This is a genomic window from Thermosulfuriphilus ammonigenes, from assembly GCF_011207455.1.
Lineage (GTDB): Bacteria > Desulfobacterota > Thermodesulfobacteria > Thermodesulfobacteriales > ST65 > Thermosulfuriphilus > Thermosulfuriphilus ammonigenes.
Map to the genome: position 1 here is coordinate 1,974,613 of NZ_CP048877.1, position 16,970 is coordinate 1,991,582.

The window sequence follows — 16,970 nt, forward strand, 5'->3', positions numbered from 1 at the left end:
AGAATCAATCTTATTATCAGTCGGCCTCTTCCCCTCGCTCTTTCTCCACCGGGCGTTGTTTTTCCCTCTGCGTTGGGCCGTCAGGAGCTGGGATGCCTCATTTAGAAGAAGTAGCCGAGGAGATTAACTCTGGGCGTCTTTCGGCCATGGTGTTTACCTGGCAGGGCATGTTGCTCATCGAGCACGTTAATCTCCAGACTTGGTTAATATCTGGCCGACTCCGCCGCACCGGAGAGGTCGTTAGCCTTCCGGCCAGGCCGGATGTAGAGGTTATTATCCGGAAAAAAACTCTCCCCCAGCCTTGAGCAATGTATATCGGACGTAAAAAAGTTGGCTCCAGGATCTTTTATTTCATCCGTGAGTCCTACCAGGAGGGAGGGCTGTGGCGGAGTCGAGATCTTTTTGAACTGGGTGAAAACCCAGGCCGCTATATCATCTATCCGGGAGGCCATAGTTTCTATTTGGATGAGGCGGTCTTGGAAGGCCTGGCCTCCCGGGGGGTGGAGACAGATCAAATCGAACTTGAAGGGCTGTTTCTCCCCTTTGTGAAGCCCGAGATCCGGCGAATAGTCAGAGACTTTGAGCGGTCTCCAGTGGTGAGGGCTCGGCGTCGTCCGCGGGCAGAGCAACTGGCCCGGCAGGAGAGGTATCATCTCTTTGACCGCCGGAGGTTGGTCTTTCTTAAGTTTGGCCAAACAAATGTGGACAGTCTCCTTAAGCGCCCCCTGGTGTTTCTGGATGTCCTGGCCAATAAGAGCCGAGATGAGATCGAACAGATGATCGAGGCCGATGAGGCTATCCTTAAGCCGAAAGAAATTCTGGCCTATATCTATGCAGCCTTTGGCCTGGCCGAATACTTCTCCGGCCATCTAACACGCTTTGTTCCTGAAGCCCGTGGGCAGGCCGAACTTGATCAGGTCTTTGAGGAGGCCGTCTGCCGGCTTGCCGATGATGAGCGCTACCGAATGGGGCTTGATCGGCAGACCGTCCTTAAGGATTATCTCTCTCGCTACGCCATTATGTATTATGACCTTGACTATCGTCTGCGACGCCAGTGGGAAAGGCGCCGTCTGGCGCGGGAGACAGCTTGGCGGCGGCAACAGGCCCCGGAGTTTCGGCGGGCCTGTCAGCAGGTGGGGCTTAGTGAAACCGAGGCCCTTACCATGGATAAAGACCAGCTTTTAAGGCATTTCCGGCGTCTGGCTAAAAGACTTCATCCAGATCAAGGTGGAGAGCACGAGAGATTTATCGCCTTTAAAAAGGCCATGGAGTTTATTCTCACTTACCGGGGTTATCGTCATCTTTCATAAATCAAGAGGTAACGCAGTTGTCCGTCAGGGAGCCTGAAGGAAACCACCTCCGAGGACCGGGAGAGACCCTGTTCTTCCTCTACCTCTGGTCGCAGAAGATAAAAAAATCGGGCCCCCTGCTTGGCATAAGGGGCTCCCAGTTTAAGAAAGCGCCGGTAGGAACCAAACCCCCGAGAAACAAGACTGCCGAAGCGCCCTTCTTCAAGAGGACACTTCTTACCGAAGTGGCAGACCACAGCCTGGCAGTTCCTAAGCCCTAACTGGAGACAGATCTTATTCATAAACACTACCCTTTCGGTTAGGGCTTCGGCCAGGGTAAAGGAAAGTTCTCTTCGGTAAATGGCCCCGATAAGTCCGGGGATACCGGCTCCAGAGCCAAGGTCAAGGACCGGGCCGCGGTCTATCATTTCGGAGAGGATAATGGCCTCCAGGATCTGGGAGACCCTCTGACTCCGGCTTTTGGCCGCGGTGAGATTTAATCGCGGGGCGGCCTCCTCGAAGGCTGTTAGCCAGTTCCAGAGGCAGTCGAAAGTTTGGGAGGCCAGGGGACTTAAACCATAGCGTCTTAACCAATGGTTCAGAAGCCTTTGACACTGTTTCTGGTTTAGATCACGAAGATAACTCACCGCCTAGGCAGCCTTTTCCTCCGCACTTTTACTCTTTTGATAATCAAGAGCGGCCCGGATGAAGGCAGCAAACAGAGGGTGGGGAGCCATGGGTTTTGATTTGAACTCTGGATGAAATTGACAGCCCAGAAACCAGGGATGATCGGCTACCTCGATTATCTCCACCAACTTTCCATCAGGTGAGGTTCCAGATATTCTCAGGCCAGCTTTCTCCAGGGTTTCTCGGAACCGGTTGTTGAACTCATAGCGATGTCGGTGCCGTTCGTAAATCTCGGAGCAACTATAGGCCTGGTGGGCAAAGGTTCCCTCAGTTAGCCGGCAGGGGTAGGCTCCCAGGCGCATAGTCCCCCCTTTGTTGACTTCCTCGTCTCGAAAGACGACCTGTTGGGTACGATAGTCAAACCATTCTTTCATCAGGTAGATAACAGGGTAGGCTGTGGTGGGGTCAAACTCGGTGGAGTTGGCCTCATGGAGGCCAGCTACATTGCGGGCAAACTCTATAACCGCCAGTTGCATCCCCAGGCAGATGCCAAAGAAGGGAATCTTATTTTCTCGGGCCCAGTTGATAGCTAAAATCTTGCCCTCAATACCTCGGCTGCCAAAGCCTCCGGGGACCAGAACGCCATGGCAGCCGTTGAGCCTTTGACCGACATTCTCGGACCCCAGCTCCTCGGAATCCAGATAGGTGATCTCCACGGCAGCACTATTGGCCATGCCTCCGTGAACAATGGCCTCATGAAGACTCTTGTAAGAATCTTTGAGGTGGACATACTTGCCCACTACAGCGATACGGACCCTCTTCTGGGGATGTTTGAGGCGATAGACCAAGTCCTCCCAGTTTTTCAGGACGGGAGATCTAGTCCAGATATTGAGAAGCTCAAGGATCTTTTCATCCAGGCCCTCTTTGTGGAAAATGAGAGGGATTTCATAGATGCAGTCCACGTCTTTGGCGGTGATGACAGCATCTTCGTCCACGTTGCAGAAAAGGGCTATCTTGGCCTTTATCTCTGGAGTCAGAAACTGCTCTGTACGGCACATAAGAATGTCTGGCTGAATACCAATGGCTCGGAGTTCTTTGACACTGTGTTGGGTGGGTTTGGTTTTTACCTCGCCAGCGGCCCGAATATAGGGAATATAGGTAAGGTGAATATAAAGGGTGTTCTCCCGGCCTAAATCAGCCCGAAGCTGACGGATGGCCTCAAGGAAAGGTAGCCCTTCTATGTCTCCCACCGTACCACCGATCTCAACGATGGCCACGTCGGCCTCTCCCGAGAGCTGGCGAATGGCGGCCTTAATCTCGTCGGTGACGTGGGGAATGATCTGCACCGTCCCTCCAAGATAATCCCCTCGGCGTTCCTTGGTGATCACCGAGAAATAAATTCTTCCAGAGGTGTAGTTGTTTTTCTTTCCCATCTTGGCCGAAGTGAAGCGCTCGTAGTGACCAAGATCCAGATCTGTCTCTGCTCCATCATCGGTGACGAAAACCTCCCCATGCTGGAAGGGATTCATGGTTCCTGGATCCACATTGATGTAAGGATCCAGTTTCTGAAAGGTGACTCTCAGCCCCCGGCTTTCTAAAAGGGCTCCAATGGCCGCCGCGGCCAGGCCCTTCCCTAAGGAAGAGAGAACCCCTCCGGTAATAAAGATAAACTTGGTCTGACTATGTCTTCTCCTTCTGGGCATCATCGACTCCTTGTCTCGGACTTTTCTTGCCTTATGGAAATCAGCCGGGCCTCAGCCAGAACGCGACCATCGGGGGCGATGATCCGGAGGCCCTCAATCTTCTGGGACCTTAAGCTCTGGGGGAGGGTGACAATGAAGGCTGCCCCCTCCATGGAACCTAAGCTCAGAAAAATACCCGCTTCTGTGGCTACCAACACCTGAGATCCCTTGGGTAAGGCCTTCTGGAGAGATATTCTTAAAGCAAGGGAGTTGTCCGGCCGCCGGATGATCTGGCTCTTCCCCAACTCTTCCCCTTTAGGGGTTCTGACGATTCCTTCGGCCAGGGGTTCGTTCCTGACCTTTTGACTCCGGTAGTTAATGGCGATAAGGGCCAGAATGAATACCAGAAGATAAATGGTGAATTGCCGTCGGAACATACTCACCTGTTTTTATTCTCCATACCCCAGGATAAGTTTTCAGTCCACAGATGTTGTTCCGCTTTATAAAGCCTGGTAGAAAAGGGCTAAGCCGTCATCCTTTCAGAGAGACGACATCGCTTTACAAGAGCCAGCCGCAAATGTCCAGAGGGGAATCAAAATGAGAGAATCCACCGTGGTCGTCGGCCAAACCTTGAAAGCCGAGGCCCTGGGAAGTCATATTCTGGTTTCCTGGTCAAAGGTCTCCTTCCTGCCTGATGAAGATCTTTACCTTGAGGTCTTCCGTGAGGGGAGCCTTTTGGCCAGCCATCGAGTCAGCCATTTGCAACAACTTGAGATAGACCTTCCCGGGGCTGGGGACTTCACCCTTGTTCTTTCCCGGAAACGCCGCCAAGAACTCAGCCTCGTTTCTGGTTTTCATTACAGCCCTCATGTGGTCTTTGTTTCCGAAAATGAAAGAAGACACCATCTCTCTTGGGGGCAAATAGACTGGCGGGCTGTGGAGGCTGAGCTCAAGTTAACCACCGGCCTCAGCCTGAAGGAGACCAGGGCCTTCCTCCGCCTTTTGCGTTATCCAGATCCGGTAACCGGTTTCCCTGAAGAAGAGTGGCAGGAGGTAGGAGTCTCAGATAGGTCCCTCATCCTGGGGCTTATCAGGGCGGTCGAACTTCATCTTCTAGATCGGGAAGGCCACAGCCTTAAGCGAATCTTTCGGCTGGAGGTTATCCCTCCAGAGAGGGGAGCCGAGATAGACAAAATATCTATTACTGTGGGCCCGGAAGAGTTCTATCTTTATCTGACGCGAAAGGTAGTTGAACCAGACGAACTTCAGCTTAAGGCCTTCTGGCGTATTCCTCAGTCGTTGGTGGACGAGCTGGAGAGGGAGTTTCTTGCCCCCCGGGGGCTTTCCTGGGAGAAGGCCGGAGTCGTTCTGCGACTTTTTCGTCAAGAAGGAGGCTCATGGCAGGAGTTTAGGCCTCACGAACACCGGGCTATTGGCCTGGCCAGGGATTGGATTTTTCCCTTGATCCCCCCCGGGCTGTATCAGGCCCGGCTCCTCTTGGAGACTTATGACGGTGAGACCCTGACGGTAATAGCCTCTTCTAATCTATGTTTTCTGGCCGGTGGCCAGGAGGGGATCTTCCTTTTGCCGATAGATGAGTACCGTCTTTTTGCCTATTGGCATCTGGAGCAGGAGTCCTTGACCAGAAGGCTGGAGGAATTTGCCGCGGGGGACTCGGTTAAGACCTTTCTCCGTCTTTTTGAGGAGTTTTCCGGGAATCTCTATCCCCGGCCGGATAAGGATATCGAAGTCCACCTGGGTCTAACCAACAACTGGTACCTCCATCTAGAACCAGATAAGCGTTGGCGAATTCAGATTTTGGCCGTCCGAGGGGATGGAAAGCTCCTTGAGCTCACCCCGGTCTCCAACCCGGCTCAGACAGGTCGTCTCTCCACCGGGGCCAACCCTGTGGTTTACAAAACGGTAGATCTTCCCCTGGAGCATCCCACTATCCGACCGATAAAGGGGGTTATGGATCCGGCCAATCATTCCATTGGCCTTCTTATTCTTCATCTTCATGCCCATCTTCCCTACATCAGACGGCGTATCGTTTATGGTCAGGCCGGTTATTGGCAACCCATGGGCTATCCAGAGGAATGGTTCCACGAGGCCTTGGTAGATACCTATATTCCCCTGATAGATCGTCTTGAATCCCTGGTGGCTGAAGGGGTCGATTTTAAGCTCTCTATGGATATCTCTCCGGCCCTTTCCAACATGATGCGCTGTCCTCTTCTCCAGGAAGAGTTCCTGCGCTACATAGAAGGTCTTATCAATTTGGCCCGAGCGGAGATCGAACGTACCCTCAGGGAGGAGCCGCACTATACTCATGCTGCCTGGGTTCACCTGGAACGCTTTGAGAAGGCCCGGGAAATCTTCCTCCGCTGGGAGGGGGATCTTACCCGGGCCTTCCGCAGCCTTCAGGATCGGGGCTATTTGGAGATATCTACCTGTGCCGCCACCCATGCCTTTTTGCCCTTTTATCTGAGCCACAAGGAGGCCATTTACGCCCAGGTGGAAACAGCCATCAGGGACTATGAGGAGACCTTTGGTCGGCTTCCGGTAGGAATCTGGTTGCCGGAGTGCGCCTATCACCCCGGAATTGAAGAAATCCTTGATCACTTTGGCCTTCGATATTTTTTTAGTGAAACCCACACGGTCCTTCTGGCTGATAGTCCGGTGGAATTTGGTTACCATGCTCCGGTCTATATCAGAGGTTCTAATGTGGCTGTTTTCCCCCGAGATCCGGAGACCGGCAAGCAGGTCTGGAGTGGTGAGGAGGGTTATCCCGGGGATCCTGACTATCTGGAATTTCACATAAAGGGTGGTCCCCTGCGTTACAACCGGGTCACTGATCGCCGCTCTCAACAAAAGGAGCCTTATAACCGAGATTGGGCCCTGGCCAAGGCGGCCAGCCATGCCCAACACTTTATGGAAGGACGCAACTTCCGTTTTGAATATGTCCATGGTTGGTTCTGGAAAAAGCCCCTTACCGTGGCCACCTATGACGCCGAACTGTTTGGTCATCACTGGTTTGAGGGGCCAGACTTTCTCTATTTTCTTCTCAAGAAGATCTACCACAATCAAAATCAGACCGAGCTCATAACCCCGGCCGATTACCTGGCCCGTTATCCCACCAATCAAGATGTCTTCCCGGCCACGTCCTCTTGGGGAGATAAGGGCACCTTTGATAAATGGATGTACGGTTCAGTTTCCTGGATGTATCGCCATATACATCAAGCTATTGCCGCAGCTAGGGAAATGGCTGAGGCCCCCGAGGTAGATGACGAATATAGCCGACGCCTTCTGGCTCAGGCCAGCCGAGAGGTCCTCTGGGCGATGAACAGTGATCTGGCCTTTGTCATCTCCAATGGTCACTTCATTGATCGAATGAAGGAATTCTTTTTCGAGGCCCTGGAGAATTTTTGGTGGCTGCGGGATCTTTTTGAATCCTACCGAAAACATGGCCATCGGGATGAGGGAGCTCTACGACTGCTTGAAATCTCTCGTCCTATTTTTCCCAGAATAAATCCCCGCTGTTTTGCAAGGAGGAAGAGATGATTATCGATGGTCTAACCCTGGGGCCATTTGAGGTCCGTTGCTATATTGTTGCCTGTGAAAAAACCAGAGAGGCTTTGGTCATTGATCCGGCTGCTGCTCCAGAGCTTATTCACTCGCGTCTCCAGGAGAAAGATCTTAATTTGCGCTATATTGTTAACACTCACGGGCATGCCGATCATACGGCGGCCAACTCTCCCCTTAAAAGACTTACCGGGGCCCTGGTAGCCATGCACGAGGCCGACGACGATTTCTTCCGGCTACCAGAGAACCACCGCCTGTTTGAGGCCTGGGGGTTTGCCCCTAATGAGCCGGCTGACATCCGCTTAAAAGAAGGAGACCGTCTGGTGGTCGGCACCATAGAGCTCAGCGTTATTCATACCCCGGGGCATTCTCCGGGCTCTATCTGCCTCTACAGCCCGGGGACTCTTTTTACCGGCGATACCCTTTTTGTAGGGGCCGTGGGCCGGGCAGATCTTCCAGGAGGAGATTTTGAGACCATGCTTCGGTCCATTCGAGATAAAATCCTTCCTCTGCCCCCGGAGACCGTTATTTACCCTGGTCATGACTATGGAGACTCTCCTACCTCTACCCTGGCCCGGGAGGTGAAGACCAACCCTTATATCGTGGAGTTTATCCTCGGTCGATGATTTCTGCCGATTTCCTGGGATACTTGGCGGGGATGATCACCACCTTTTCGGGATTACCCCAGCTTCTTACCTCCTACCGCCGACGGAACTTAAGTGGGCTTGATCTGCGGTTTCTGGTTCTTTTTCTGGTGGGGATTTCTCTCTGGACGATCTATGGGATTCTTATTGATTCCAAACCCATTATCATCTTCAATTCCATTACCCTTCTTATCTGGATCCCCATATTAGGGCTTAAGATTCGGGAGCAACGGGCAGAGAGAGGGTGAAGGTGCTTCCTTTACCGGGTTCGCTTTCCACCTCCAGGGTTCCTCCGTGACTTTGGCAGATGGTGTAGGAAAGGGATAACCCCAACCCTGAACCATGGCCCTTTGTGGTGAAAAAGGGGTCAAAGATCCGACTCTTGGTCTCCTCGTCCATACCTATACCTGTGTCCTGAACCTGAACAATGACCCTGTCTGCCTCCTTTGCCGAGGAGATAGTAATCTTTCCTCCCTGGGGCATGGCCTCTACAGCATTGAATATAAGATTTACCAAGACCTCCCGGATATCAGAGGGGTTGACCATTACCCGGGGCAGGGGGCTTAGGGCCAGGTCAATCTCAATGGGATGTCCCTTTTTAAGGGATTCATGTCGCCATTTTGGTCTGGTCATGGCTACAGCATCGCGAATGAGCTCGTTGATATCCACCAGCTGACGAGAAAGATGTTCCTGTTTTTTGCCAAACCCCCGTAGCCTTTCGACAATGGCCATGCCGTCTTTTAAGGCCATTTCCAGGCTTCGAAACTCCTCTTGGCTCTGATCCCCCAGGCGCTTTTTAAGCACCAGGAGATGGGCCCTCATGGCTGAGAGGATGTTGTTGAAGTCATGGGCGATACCCGCGGCCATCTCACCCAAGGCCCGGAGCTTTTCAGCCATACGCAGGCGCTCTCTCAGTCGTTTGGTCTCCAGACACCGTCTTACTGTATGGAGTAAGTATTCGTTCTCAAAGGGCTTAGCGATGAAGTCGGCGGCCCCTTCGCGGACAGAACGAATGGCATTCTCCAGTTCGGCATAGGCGGTAAGCACAATGATAGCCGTCTCGGGAAGCTCTCGCCTTATAGGGGCGATGAGATCCAGACCGTTAGCATCGGGGAGACTGATATCCAGAATAATCACCTCTGGCCTCCAGCGGGAAACCTTCTCTAGAGCCTCGGCTCCGGTGACGGCGATCTCGGCCTCAAACCCGTTTCGTTCCAGAATCCGCCGCAGGATCTCCGCCGTATCCAGATAATCTTCGACGATGAGGATCTTACCTACTTTCCTCTTCACCCACTGATCCATCCGGCCAAAGGATTACAAAGGTGGTTCCTTCTTCAGAAGAACTAACGGTTACCTCTCCACCATGGCCCTCGACAATTCTCTTAACAATAGCCAGCCCCAAACCTGTTCCCCCTCGGCTTCTATCGGCCTGGTAAAAAGGTTCGAAGATATGTTCAATATGTTCGACCGGGATACCCACCCCGTTGTCCTGGACTTCTATCCTGACATGACCGGTCCTTTTTTCGGCCTTGATTATGACCTCTCCCCTATCATCTGTAAATCGAAAAGCATTGGAAAGGAGGTTAATAAAGACCACGTGTAGTCGATCTGGATCAGCATAGACCTTAAGCCCCGCAGGGATTTTTGTTTGGACAGCCCTTTTCCCCTTAAGGGAAGAAAGCTCTAGGAGACAGTCATCTATGGCTGAGGCCAGATCTACTTCCTCTTGGTCAAGTTCCAGACCTTCTTCTAATCTTACCAGAGAGAGCATGTTTTCTACCATTTTATGCATCTGGTTAACGTTTCTTTGGATGGCCTCGAGAATCTCCCGGTGGTCTTCGGTGAGGAGTTCACTTTCGTAGTGGAGGATAAAGTCCACATTGGCCTTGATGGCCGTAAGCGGGGTTCGCAGTTCGTGGGAGGCCGTCTGGATGAACTGGGCCTTTATGTCGTGAATTCTCTTGAGTTCTTCATAGGCGTGCTGGAGCTCCTGGACAGACTGCTCCAGGGCCAAGGTTCTTTCCTTAACCATCTCCTCCAGACCTCGAGTGTAGTCTTCCAGTTGCCGATGGGAGCGCTGAAGCTCGGCCAGCATGGTGTTAAAGGCCCGGGTGAGTTCTCCAATCTCTCCCCGGCCTTTAATCCTGAGGGGGCCGGGGTTTACTCCCCGACTGATACTCCTGGCGGCCAGGGTGAGTTTCTTAAGGGGGGCAGAAAGATAATGTGAAAGGAAATAGGCGACAAGAATGGCCACCAAGTTGACAGAGAGGCTTAGGAGGCAGGCCATTTTGCGGATATGGGCTAGATCAGCCTCAATACGCTGGTAGCTCAGCCCCACGGCCACATAGCCTATCATGGCCAGTTTAGTTGCCTGCGGCCTGAGAAGATCGGATTCATCTCCTTGCCCTAGGGGAGCTCTGGTGGGAGCATAGACCACCATGGTCTTCCGGGGGCCCTTTGCCCAAAGGCGGCTGGTCAAATCTTTAAGGTCTGAGGGAGGCAGGACAAGCTCTCTGGGCACTTGGCCCCTTTGAGCCAGAATCCTTCCCGATTCATTGGCCACAAAGGCAAAGGCCAGATCCCGCTCCCTTATTCCCTGAAGAAGGCCGGCCAGGAGATGGCTATCTTCGGTAATTAAGCCATAGATACTGCTCTTGGCGAGATCATTGACCAGAGCTCGGGCCCGGAAGGCCAGATCGCGGTAGCGGTGGTTCTTTTCATAGTAAAGATAATATGAAGTGATAATGAAGCTATTCAGCAGGACGATGAAGGTGGTAAGGATGAGAAAATTGGTTCGGATAGAGAAAGGAAGCCTCTTTTTCATTCAATAATGGTGCTCTGGTTAAGGATTTTCTGAGGCAGGTGAAGCCCTATTAACCTGGCCGTTCTTATATTGATTATCGGCCTGGCCTTGCGGGGAGGATGAATGGCCTTTTGGGGACGGTCTCCGGCTAAAATTCTCCGGCTAAGCTCGGCCGTTTGCGTGGCCAGGTCTTGCCAGTCCCAATCCAGGGCCAGTACGGCCCCGGCCCCGGCGTAGTTACGAGAGATTCCCACAAGGGGCAGGGCGTGCTCAATGCTAAAAAGGATGATTCGGGGAATGGTGGCCGGGTTGTAGAGACGGTAATCGGGCAAGGCCACGATAAGATCGGCCTGCTGAGCCAAAGTCCAGAGGGATTGGTTAAGCTCGCGGGGAGACTTGAGCTCTACCAGGACCACCTTTAGGTCAAAGTCCGGGGCCTTTTGAGACAGGGCTTTTACCCGAGGGCATCTTTCAAAGCACATAAGGCCAATGGTCCTGGTCCGGGGAAAGAGTTTTTTTATCCAGAAAAGAAGGGTCTCTGGAGAAAAGAAAAGCTCTATTCCATATAGGCGTCTTTCCCGGGCCGCCCGGGAAAGACGCAGGCTTTCCCGACCTGTCAGCACGGTGCTGAAGACCACCGGCTGGGGAATATTAAGGTTGGCTACCACCTTGGTGGCCCTGGTGCCCAGGGTAATGACCACCTGGGGGGCTTCCTCAAGGATTCGTTGTCTTAAGGCGATGGGGTCTTCCAGATCAAGCTGGACTATTCCCTGCTCCTCAAGCTGCCGGACGAGGTGCTTTTCTACCTGATCATATATAGTGGAGCTCCTGGTCTTGACAAGCACAAAGGCCGGCTTCTCTCCCAGGGCGTTGGAGGCCAGCAGTAATAACCAGAATCCCAAAATGACGGCTTTAGAAGCGATAGTCAATCTTGGCTCCAAACCAAGTCCCGATTTTCTCCCCGGAGGGATACTCCTTGTGGGTATCATGAAAGAGATTGTGAATAGTCAGGGAGACTTTAAGATTCCTCCGAGGTTGATATCCAAGGACAATATCGGCCCAAAAATAGGGGGACAGCCCTCGCCACAGATAGACGCCCGACCTCCTATCCCGAACACTGTAGTGGCTGGTGTCCTGAAGATGGGCTCGCATCTCAAACCACCATCCTTCAGGGGCCAGATAACGGATCTGGCCCTTTACCTGGTGGCGGGGGACAGGACCAAAGATGGTCTCCGTTACCCTTTCTCCCCAGACGTACTGATAATTGAGACGAAGGGTCCAGGGCCCGGTCCTCAAGGAGGCCTCGATCTCTCCGCCGTACTGATCAAGATCAAGGAGATTTTCCCGCCGAATAAGAAGGGTCCCTCCCTCTTTGGTTACTACCGGTCCCAGGACATCCTGATACCGGTTGTAAAAGAGACTGGTCCCCAGATAGAACTGGGGAGAGAACCAGGCTTGGTAGGCAATTTCGTAACTGTTGAGCCTCTCTGAACGGAGTCTGCGGTTTCCCATCTCGTGGATCCAACTCCTGGGCCATAGATCTTCATAAAGTTCGATATAGGTTGGGTCTTTGTAGGCAGTGCCGGCTGAAAAGCGCAGGGAACGTCCCGGATTCAGAAGATAGATGAGACTTAACCGGGGGAAGACTTTGTCTCCCGTAACAGGATGGTGCCGGACCCTGGCCCCGGTCCAGAGTATCAGACGTTTCTGAATCCGGGCCTGGTATTCACCAAAGAGGCTGTAAATGAGCTGGGTGTGACGCTTAGGAGTATAACCAGAGCTGTAAGTGCTGTAGCGGCAGGCTCCAGCCAGCATAAGTCTCTGGGAGGGAGAGGGGCGGAGGTGTTTTTTGATGGTTAGGTCAAAGTGGTCGATATTCAGCCAGTTACGGAAGAAGTCCTGATAACTGATATCCTCTTCAAAGTTTTGCCAGGAGGCTTCGGTCTCCAGTCCTCCGCGTTGATACTGCAGTCGGACAAAAGAGCTTAGACCATCACGGTTAGTGTGACTCCGGTTAGGGATAGCGAAATAGGCCAGGGCCCCTTGGGCAGCCCCGGCAGAAAGGGTCAGGCTTCCCGGCCCTAGATCTCGCCTTAAATAGGTATAGAGCTTTTTCATGCGCCGGGCCCGGTCTTCGTGATCGGCAAAAGAGCCCACTTCATCCCACGCCCCAGAAACGTAGACTCCGGTCTCCTGTCTCTCGGAACTTAAGGCCAGATAATATTGGTGGCGATAGGGAATGCCGGGTTTTAAGGTGAGGGAAGAGGATGTCGGTGGCTTTCTGGTGATGAGGTTTACCACGCCGGAGTAGGCGTTGGCTCCATAGATTACTGACTGTGGTCCGCGGACAATTTCGATCCTTTCTAAATCCTCCAGGCTTACCGGAAGGTAGCTGAAGAGGTTGTCGCCGGCAAAGTCATTGTATACCGGCCGGCCGTCAAGGAGCACCAGGATGTTGTTGGCATGAAGGCCATTTACCCCGCGCATCCCCACCGAGGCCTCGGCCGCTCCGGCCTGAAAAATTGTCACTCCCGGGCTGAAACGGAGGAGCTCGAAAATCTCAGCCGCTCCAGAAAGTTCGATATCCTCCCGGTCAATGATGGAGATGGCGTAGGGGGCCTCTGTCAGGGGAAGGGGCATTCGAGAGTAAGAAAAGGCTTGGGGAATGGTCTCTAATAAACGAATCTCCGGGGCTTCTTCGGCGGCTGACCAGGGGACCAGTATCAAGGAGGCCAGGGATAGCCACAGAAGAAACCTCATGTTCAGAGAACCTCAAGACTCAGATCTACCGCCGGGGCTGAATGGGTCAGTCGGCCAACGGAGATGATGTCCACTCCGGTTTCGGCGACAGCCCGGATGTTTTCTAGGTGTATCCCCCCGGAGGCCTCAAGAATCACTCCCGGAGCCCTCTTTTTGGCTAAAGACACGGCTTCTCCTAAGGTCTCAAGATCCATATTATCCAGAAGTATGGCCGGAGCTCCGGCCTCAAGGGCCTCTTTGAGCTCGTCTAGATCTCTGACCTCTATTTCTATGAGATACACGTGAGGAAGTTTCTCTCTGGCCCGGGCCAGGGCAGCGGTGATGGAACCGCAGGCTCGGATGTGGTTGTCCTTGATAAGGACTCCGTCTGAGAGACCAAAACGATGGTTGTGGGCCCCTCCAACACGGACAGCGTACTTTTCCAGGATACGAAACCCAGGGGTGGTCTTGCGGGTATCTACCAGGCGCACCGGGAGCCCCTCAATGGCCCGGACAAATTTTCTTGTCTGGGTGGCCACGCCGGAGAGATGTTGCAGGAAGTTAAGGGCCACCCTTTCGGCTTTGAGTATAGAGGATAACCGTCCCCGGATCCGGGCCACTGTCTCCCCTCTGGCTACCTCCTGACCATCGATAAGGCCGGAGGAGAACTCAATTTCGGGATCAACGGTTCTGAAAACCTCCAGCGCTACGGGAAGGCCGCAGAGAACCAGGTTCTCTTTGGCTTTAATGACGGCCTGACCTTTTTTCTCCTCGGGAACAAGGGCCGTAGTGGTTACATCCCCGTGTCCCAGATCCTCCTTGAGGGCCTCACAGACCAAATCCCGAAAAAGCAGGGCGTCAAGGCGTTCCACCTCTATACGCCGGCCTCCTTTAAAAGGGAGATGTTTCTCTCCAGGCGGGCGATTTTTTCCTTCAGAGCGGCCACCCGCTCCCTCTCTTTATTCACTACCTCTTGGGGAGCCCGGGAGAGAAAGTTGGGGTTAGACAGCTTCTTTTCAGACCTTTCAAGCTCTTTAAGGGTTTTTTGCCTTTGATTTTCTAATTTGTTGATTTCCGTGGCTACATCTACGAGACCCTCAAGGGGGACAAAGATCTCCACCTCTTCTAAGATGGCTGCCGCGGCCCCTGCCGGACGTTCTCCAGTCTCCCAGAGTTCAAGGGTCTCCACCCGGGCCAAAGTCTTAATAGTTTGAGAGAAACTCTCGAAGAGCCTTCGATACTCCTCCCGTTCGCTTTTGAGTATCACGGTGATTTTGGCTGAGGGATGAATACCGCAGTCGGCCCGAATACCCCGGATGGCGGTGATAACCGCCTTGAGTCTTTCGATCTTCTCCTCGGCTGTAGCGTTAAGGAAGTCCGCATTGGGCCGAGGATAGGGGGCAACCATAATGGAGCCTTCTTTTTGGGGGAGGTAATGCCAGAGTTCTTCCGTCACAAAGGGACAGAAGGGATGAAGTAGCCGGAGACTGGTCTCAAGTACCGTTAAAAGAACATTTTGGGCCTCCTCCCGCTCCGGGCCTTCCTGGGCCAGAGGATCCTTACTCATCTCTAAGTACCAGTCACAAAACTCATGCCAGAAGAAGTGGTAGATGGCCAGGGCTGCCTGGTCGAACTCATAGGTGTCAAGGGCCTCCCTGACCTGAGCCTTGAGCCTTTCTAGCCGGGAGAGGATCCAGGCTGCACTCAGGCTGAGTTCCTCTGGAGAGAGCTCCCGGGGACGGAAATCCTTCAGATTGAGAAGAACAAAGCGAGAGGCATTCCAGAGTTTGTTGATGAAATGGCGATAGCCTTCGATTCTGGCCTCAGAAAGCCGAATGTCTCTTCCCTGGGCCGCCAGGGCCGCCAGGGTAAACCGAAAGGCATCAGTGCCATATTTTTCCATCATTACCAGAGGATCAATGACGTTTCCCCGGGACTTGCTCATCTTCTGGCCCTTTTCGTCCCGGATGAGGGCATGGAGATAGACGTCCCGGAAGGGAATGGTCCCCATGAAATGGATACCCATCATCATCATTCGGGCCACCCAGAAGAAGAGGATGTCAAAGCTGGTTACCAGGACCGATGTCGGATAAAAGAGCCGCAGGTCTTCAGTCTTCTCCGGCCAGCCAAGGGTGGAAAAGGGCCACAGGGCCGAGGAGAACCAGGTGTCAAGAACATCATCCTCCTGAAGAAGATGGGAGCTACCGCAGTGGGGGCAGGTCGAAGGGTCCTGTCTGGCCACAATTATCTCGTGGCACTCCTGGCATTCCCAGGCTGGAATACGGTGGCCCCACCAAATCTGACGGCTGATGCACCAGTCTCGGATGTTGCGCATCCAATCAAAGTAGGTGTTAAGCCACATAGGAGGAATGATTCTGGTCTGTTCGTACTCTACGGCCGCCGTGGCCGGGGTGGCCAGAGGCCTTATCTTGATGAACCACTGCTTGGAAAGAAGGGGTTCGACAACCGTCTTGCAGCGGTAGCAGTGTCCCACCATGTGTTCGTGGGCTTCTTCCTTTTCTAGGAAGCCATCCTTTTTGAGGTCGGCCACCAGCTTCTCCCGGCATTGGTAACGATCCAGGCCGGCATAAGGCCCGGCGGCTTCGGTCATCCTCCCATGGTCGTCGATGACTTTGATGGCTGGCAGGCCGTGGCGCTGGGCGATCTCAAAATCGTTGAAGTCATGGGCCGGGGTGACCTTGACGGCCCCGGTTCCAAACTCCGGATCCACGGCCTCATCGGCTATAATCGGGATTTCTCGGCCTAGAACGGGAAGGCGAAGCTTCTGGCCAATAAGATGACGATAACGGGGATCCTCGGGGGAGACGGCCACCGCCGTGTCGCCAAGCATGGTCTCCGGCCGGGTGGTAGCCACGACAATGGCCCCTTCTCCTCGGGCCAGGGGATAGCGGATATACCAGAGCCGGCCCTTTACGGCTTCAAACTCCACCTCTATATCGGCCAGAGCCGTTAAGCAACGGGGACACCAGTTGATGATATAGTCCCCCCGGTAGATTAGGCCCTCTTCATAAAGACGACAGAAGACCTCCCGAACAGCCCGGGAAAGGCCTTCGTCCATGGTAAAGCGAAGTCGGCTCCAGTCGCAGGAACACCCCAGACGCTTGAGTTGTTCGATGATCCGGTTGCCGTATTGCTCCTTCCACTGCCAGACCCGTTCGAGAAACTTCTGGCGTCCCAGATCGTGACGGCTGAGCCCCTCCTTGGCCAGCTGTCTTTCCACTACGTTTTGGGTGGCTATGCCGGCATGATCCGTTCCCGGAACCCAGAGGGTATCATAGCCATCCATCCGCTTGTAGCGGACAAGAATATCCTGGATGGTATTGTTCAGGGCATGACCGATATGGAGTGAACCGGTAACGTTAGGCGGGGGAATGACAATAGAGAACCGGGGACGCTTTTCGTCCAGACGGGGTTTGAAGAGCCCCTGTTCTTCCCAGAAGCGGTACCACTTGTCTTCCACTCCGCGAAACTCATATGCCTTTGGTAACTCTGAGGGGTTCAAACTCGGCCTCCTTGTGTCGGTCTTTTCTTTAAGAAAGATCAAATCACGGAATATAGCAACCTTAGCCCCTTGTGTCATCGGTTC

At 53.4% G+C, this 16,970-nt stretch carries 14 protein-coding genes; 5 read left to right on the forward strand and 9 right to left on the reverse strand.

All coding sequences use genetic code 11. The features are described 5' to 3' along the window. Window positions 1–92: 92 nt before the first annotated feature. Both G4V39_RS09655 and G4V39_RS09660 read left to right on the forward strand, forming a co-directional pair. Window positions 93–305 carry a hypothetical protein gene (locus tag G4V39_RS09655; RefSeq protein WP_166032735.1) on the forward strand — a complete coding sequence of 71 codons (213 nt, stop codon included), beginning with the start codon at window positions 93–95 and terminating at the stop codon, window positions 303–305. A gap of 3 nt (window positions 306–308) precedes the next feature. Next, window positions 309–1,310 carry a hypothetical protein gene (locus G4V39_RS09660; RefSeq protein ID WP_166032736.1) on the forward strand — a complete coding sequence of 334 codons (1,002 nt, stop codon included), beginning with the start codon at window positions 309–311 and terminating at the stop codon, window positions 1,308–1,310. On the opposite strand, the gene G4V39_RS09665 is transcribed toward G4V39_RS09660, so the two are convergent. Genes G4V39_RS09665 through G4V39_RS09675 form a run of 3 tightly spaced genes read right to left on the reverse strand, consistent with a single transcriptional unit; the run spans window position 1,298 to window position 4,035 of the window. Further along, complete coding sequence (locus tag G4V39_RS09665) at window positions 1,298–1,936, reverse strand: 16S rRNA (guanine(527)-N(7))-methyltransferase RsmG (protein WP_166032737.1); 639 nt, start codon at window positions 1,934–1,936, stop codon at window positions 1,298–1,300. The two genes, G4V39_RS09660 and G4V39_RS09665, sit on opposite strands and share 13 nt — an antisense overlap. 3 nt (window positions 1,937–1,939) lie before the next feature. Continuing rightward, window positions 1,940–3,619 (reverse strand): CTP synthase, encoded by a 1,680-nt coding sequence (gene pyrG, locus G4V39_RS09670; RefSeq protein ID WP_166032738.1) that lies wholly within the window; start codon window positions 3,617–3,619, stop codon window positions 1,940–1,942. Beyond that, entirely contained in the window at window positions 3,619–4,035 is a 417-nt protein-coding gene (locus G4V39_RS09675) for a hypothetical protein (protein WP_166032739.1), read from the reverse strand. The genes pyrG and G4V39_RS09675 overlap by 1 nt, the downstream gene beginning before the upstream one ends. Before the next feature lie 160 nt (window positions 4,036–4,195). On the opposite strand from G4V39_RS09675, the gene G4V39_RS09680 reads away from it, so the two are divergent. From G4V39_RS09680 to G4V39_RS09690, 3 genes are read left to right on the forward strand one after another with little or no spacing between them, the layout of a single operon-like run. After that, complete coding sequence (locus G4V39_RS09680; protein WP_166032740.1) at window positions 4,196–7,156, forward strand: 1,4-alpha-glucan branching protein domain-containing protein; 2,961 nt, start codon at window positions 4,196–4,198, stop codon at window positions 7,154–7,156. Beyond that, window positions 7,153–7,803 (forward strand): MBL fold metallo-hydrolase, encoded by a 651-nt coding sequence (locus G4V39_RS09685; protein ID WP_166032741.1) that lies wholly within the window; start codon window positions 7,153–7,155, stop codon window positions 7,801–7,803. Before G4V39_RS09680 ends, G4V39_RS09685 begins: the two co-directional genes overlap by 4 nt. Then, window positions 7,800–8,069, forward strand: coding sequence for a SemiSWEET family sugar transporter (locus G4V39_RS09690; RefSeq protein ID WP_181494253.1), 270 nt, complete (start codon window positions 7,800–7,802; stop codon window positions 8,067–8,069). Before G4V39_RS09685 ends, G4V39_RS09690 begins: the two co-directional genes overlap by 4 nt. Here G4V39_RS09690 and G4V39_RS09695 read toward each other — a convergent pair. The 6 genes from G4V39_RS09695 to G4V39_RS09720 are packed head-to-tail and all read right to left on the reverse strand — an operon-like array spanning window position 8,035 to window position 16,886. Then, window positions 8,035–9,123, reverse strand: coding sequence for a sensor histidine kinase (locus G4V39_RS09695; RefSeq protein WP_166032742.1), 1,089 nt, complete (start codon window positions 9,121–9,123; stop codon window positions 8,035–8,037). The genes G4V39_RS09690 and G4V39_RS09695 overlap by 35 nt on opposite strands. Next, window positions 9,092–10,645 carry a sensor histidine kinase gene (locus G4V39_RS09700; RefSeq protein WP_166032743.1) on the reverse strand — a complete coding sequence of 518 codons (1,554 nt, stop codon included), beginning with the start codon at window positions 10,643–10,645 and terminating at the stop codon, window positions 9,092–9,094. The genes G4V39_RS09695 and G4V39_RS09700 overlap by 32 nt, the downstream gene beginning before the upstream one ends. Continuing rightward, window positions 10,642–11,553 carry an ABC transporter substrate-binding protein gene (locus G4V39_RS09705; RefSeq protein ID WP_166032744.1) on the reverse strand — a complete coding sequence of 304 codons (912 nt, stop codon included), beginning with the start codon at window positions 11,551–11,553 and terminating at the stop codon, window positions 10,642–10,644. Before G4V39_RS09705 ends, G4V39_RS09700 begins: the two co-directional genes overlap by 4 nt. After that, the gene (locus G4V39_RS09710) at window positions 11,537–13,384 is read right to left on the reverse strand and encodes a TonB-dependent receptor plug domain-containing protein (protein ID WP_166032745.1); all 1,848 of its coding nucleotides are present in this window, start codon (window positions 13,382–13,384) and stop codon (window positions 11,537–11,539) included. The genes G4V39_RS09705 and G4V39_RS09710 overlap by 17 nt, the downstream gene beginning before the upstream one ends. A gap of 2 nt (window positions 13,385–13,386) precedes the next feature. After that, entirely contained in the window at window positions 13,387–14,235 is an 849-nt protein-coding gene (gene nadC, locus G4V39_RS09715; RefSeq protein WP_181494254.1) for a carboxylating nicotinate-nucleotide diphosphorylase, read from the reverse strand. A 2-nt stretch (window positions 14,236–14,237) separates the two neighbouring features. Continuing rightward, a complete protein-coding gene (locus G4V39_RS09720; protein WP_246169666.1) occupies window positions 14,238–16,886 on the reverse strand; it encodes a valine--tRNA ligase in 2,649 nt (882 codons plus the stop codon). Window positions 16,887–16,970 lie beyond the last annotated feature (84 nt).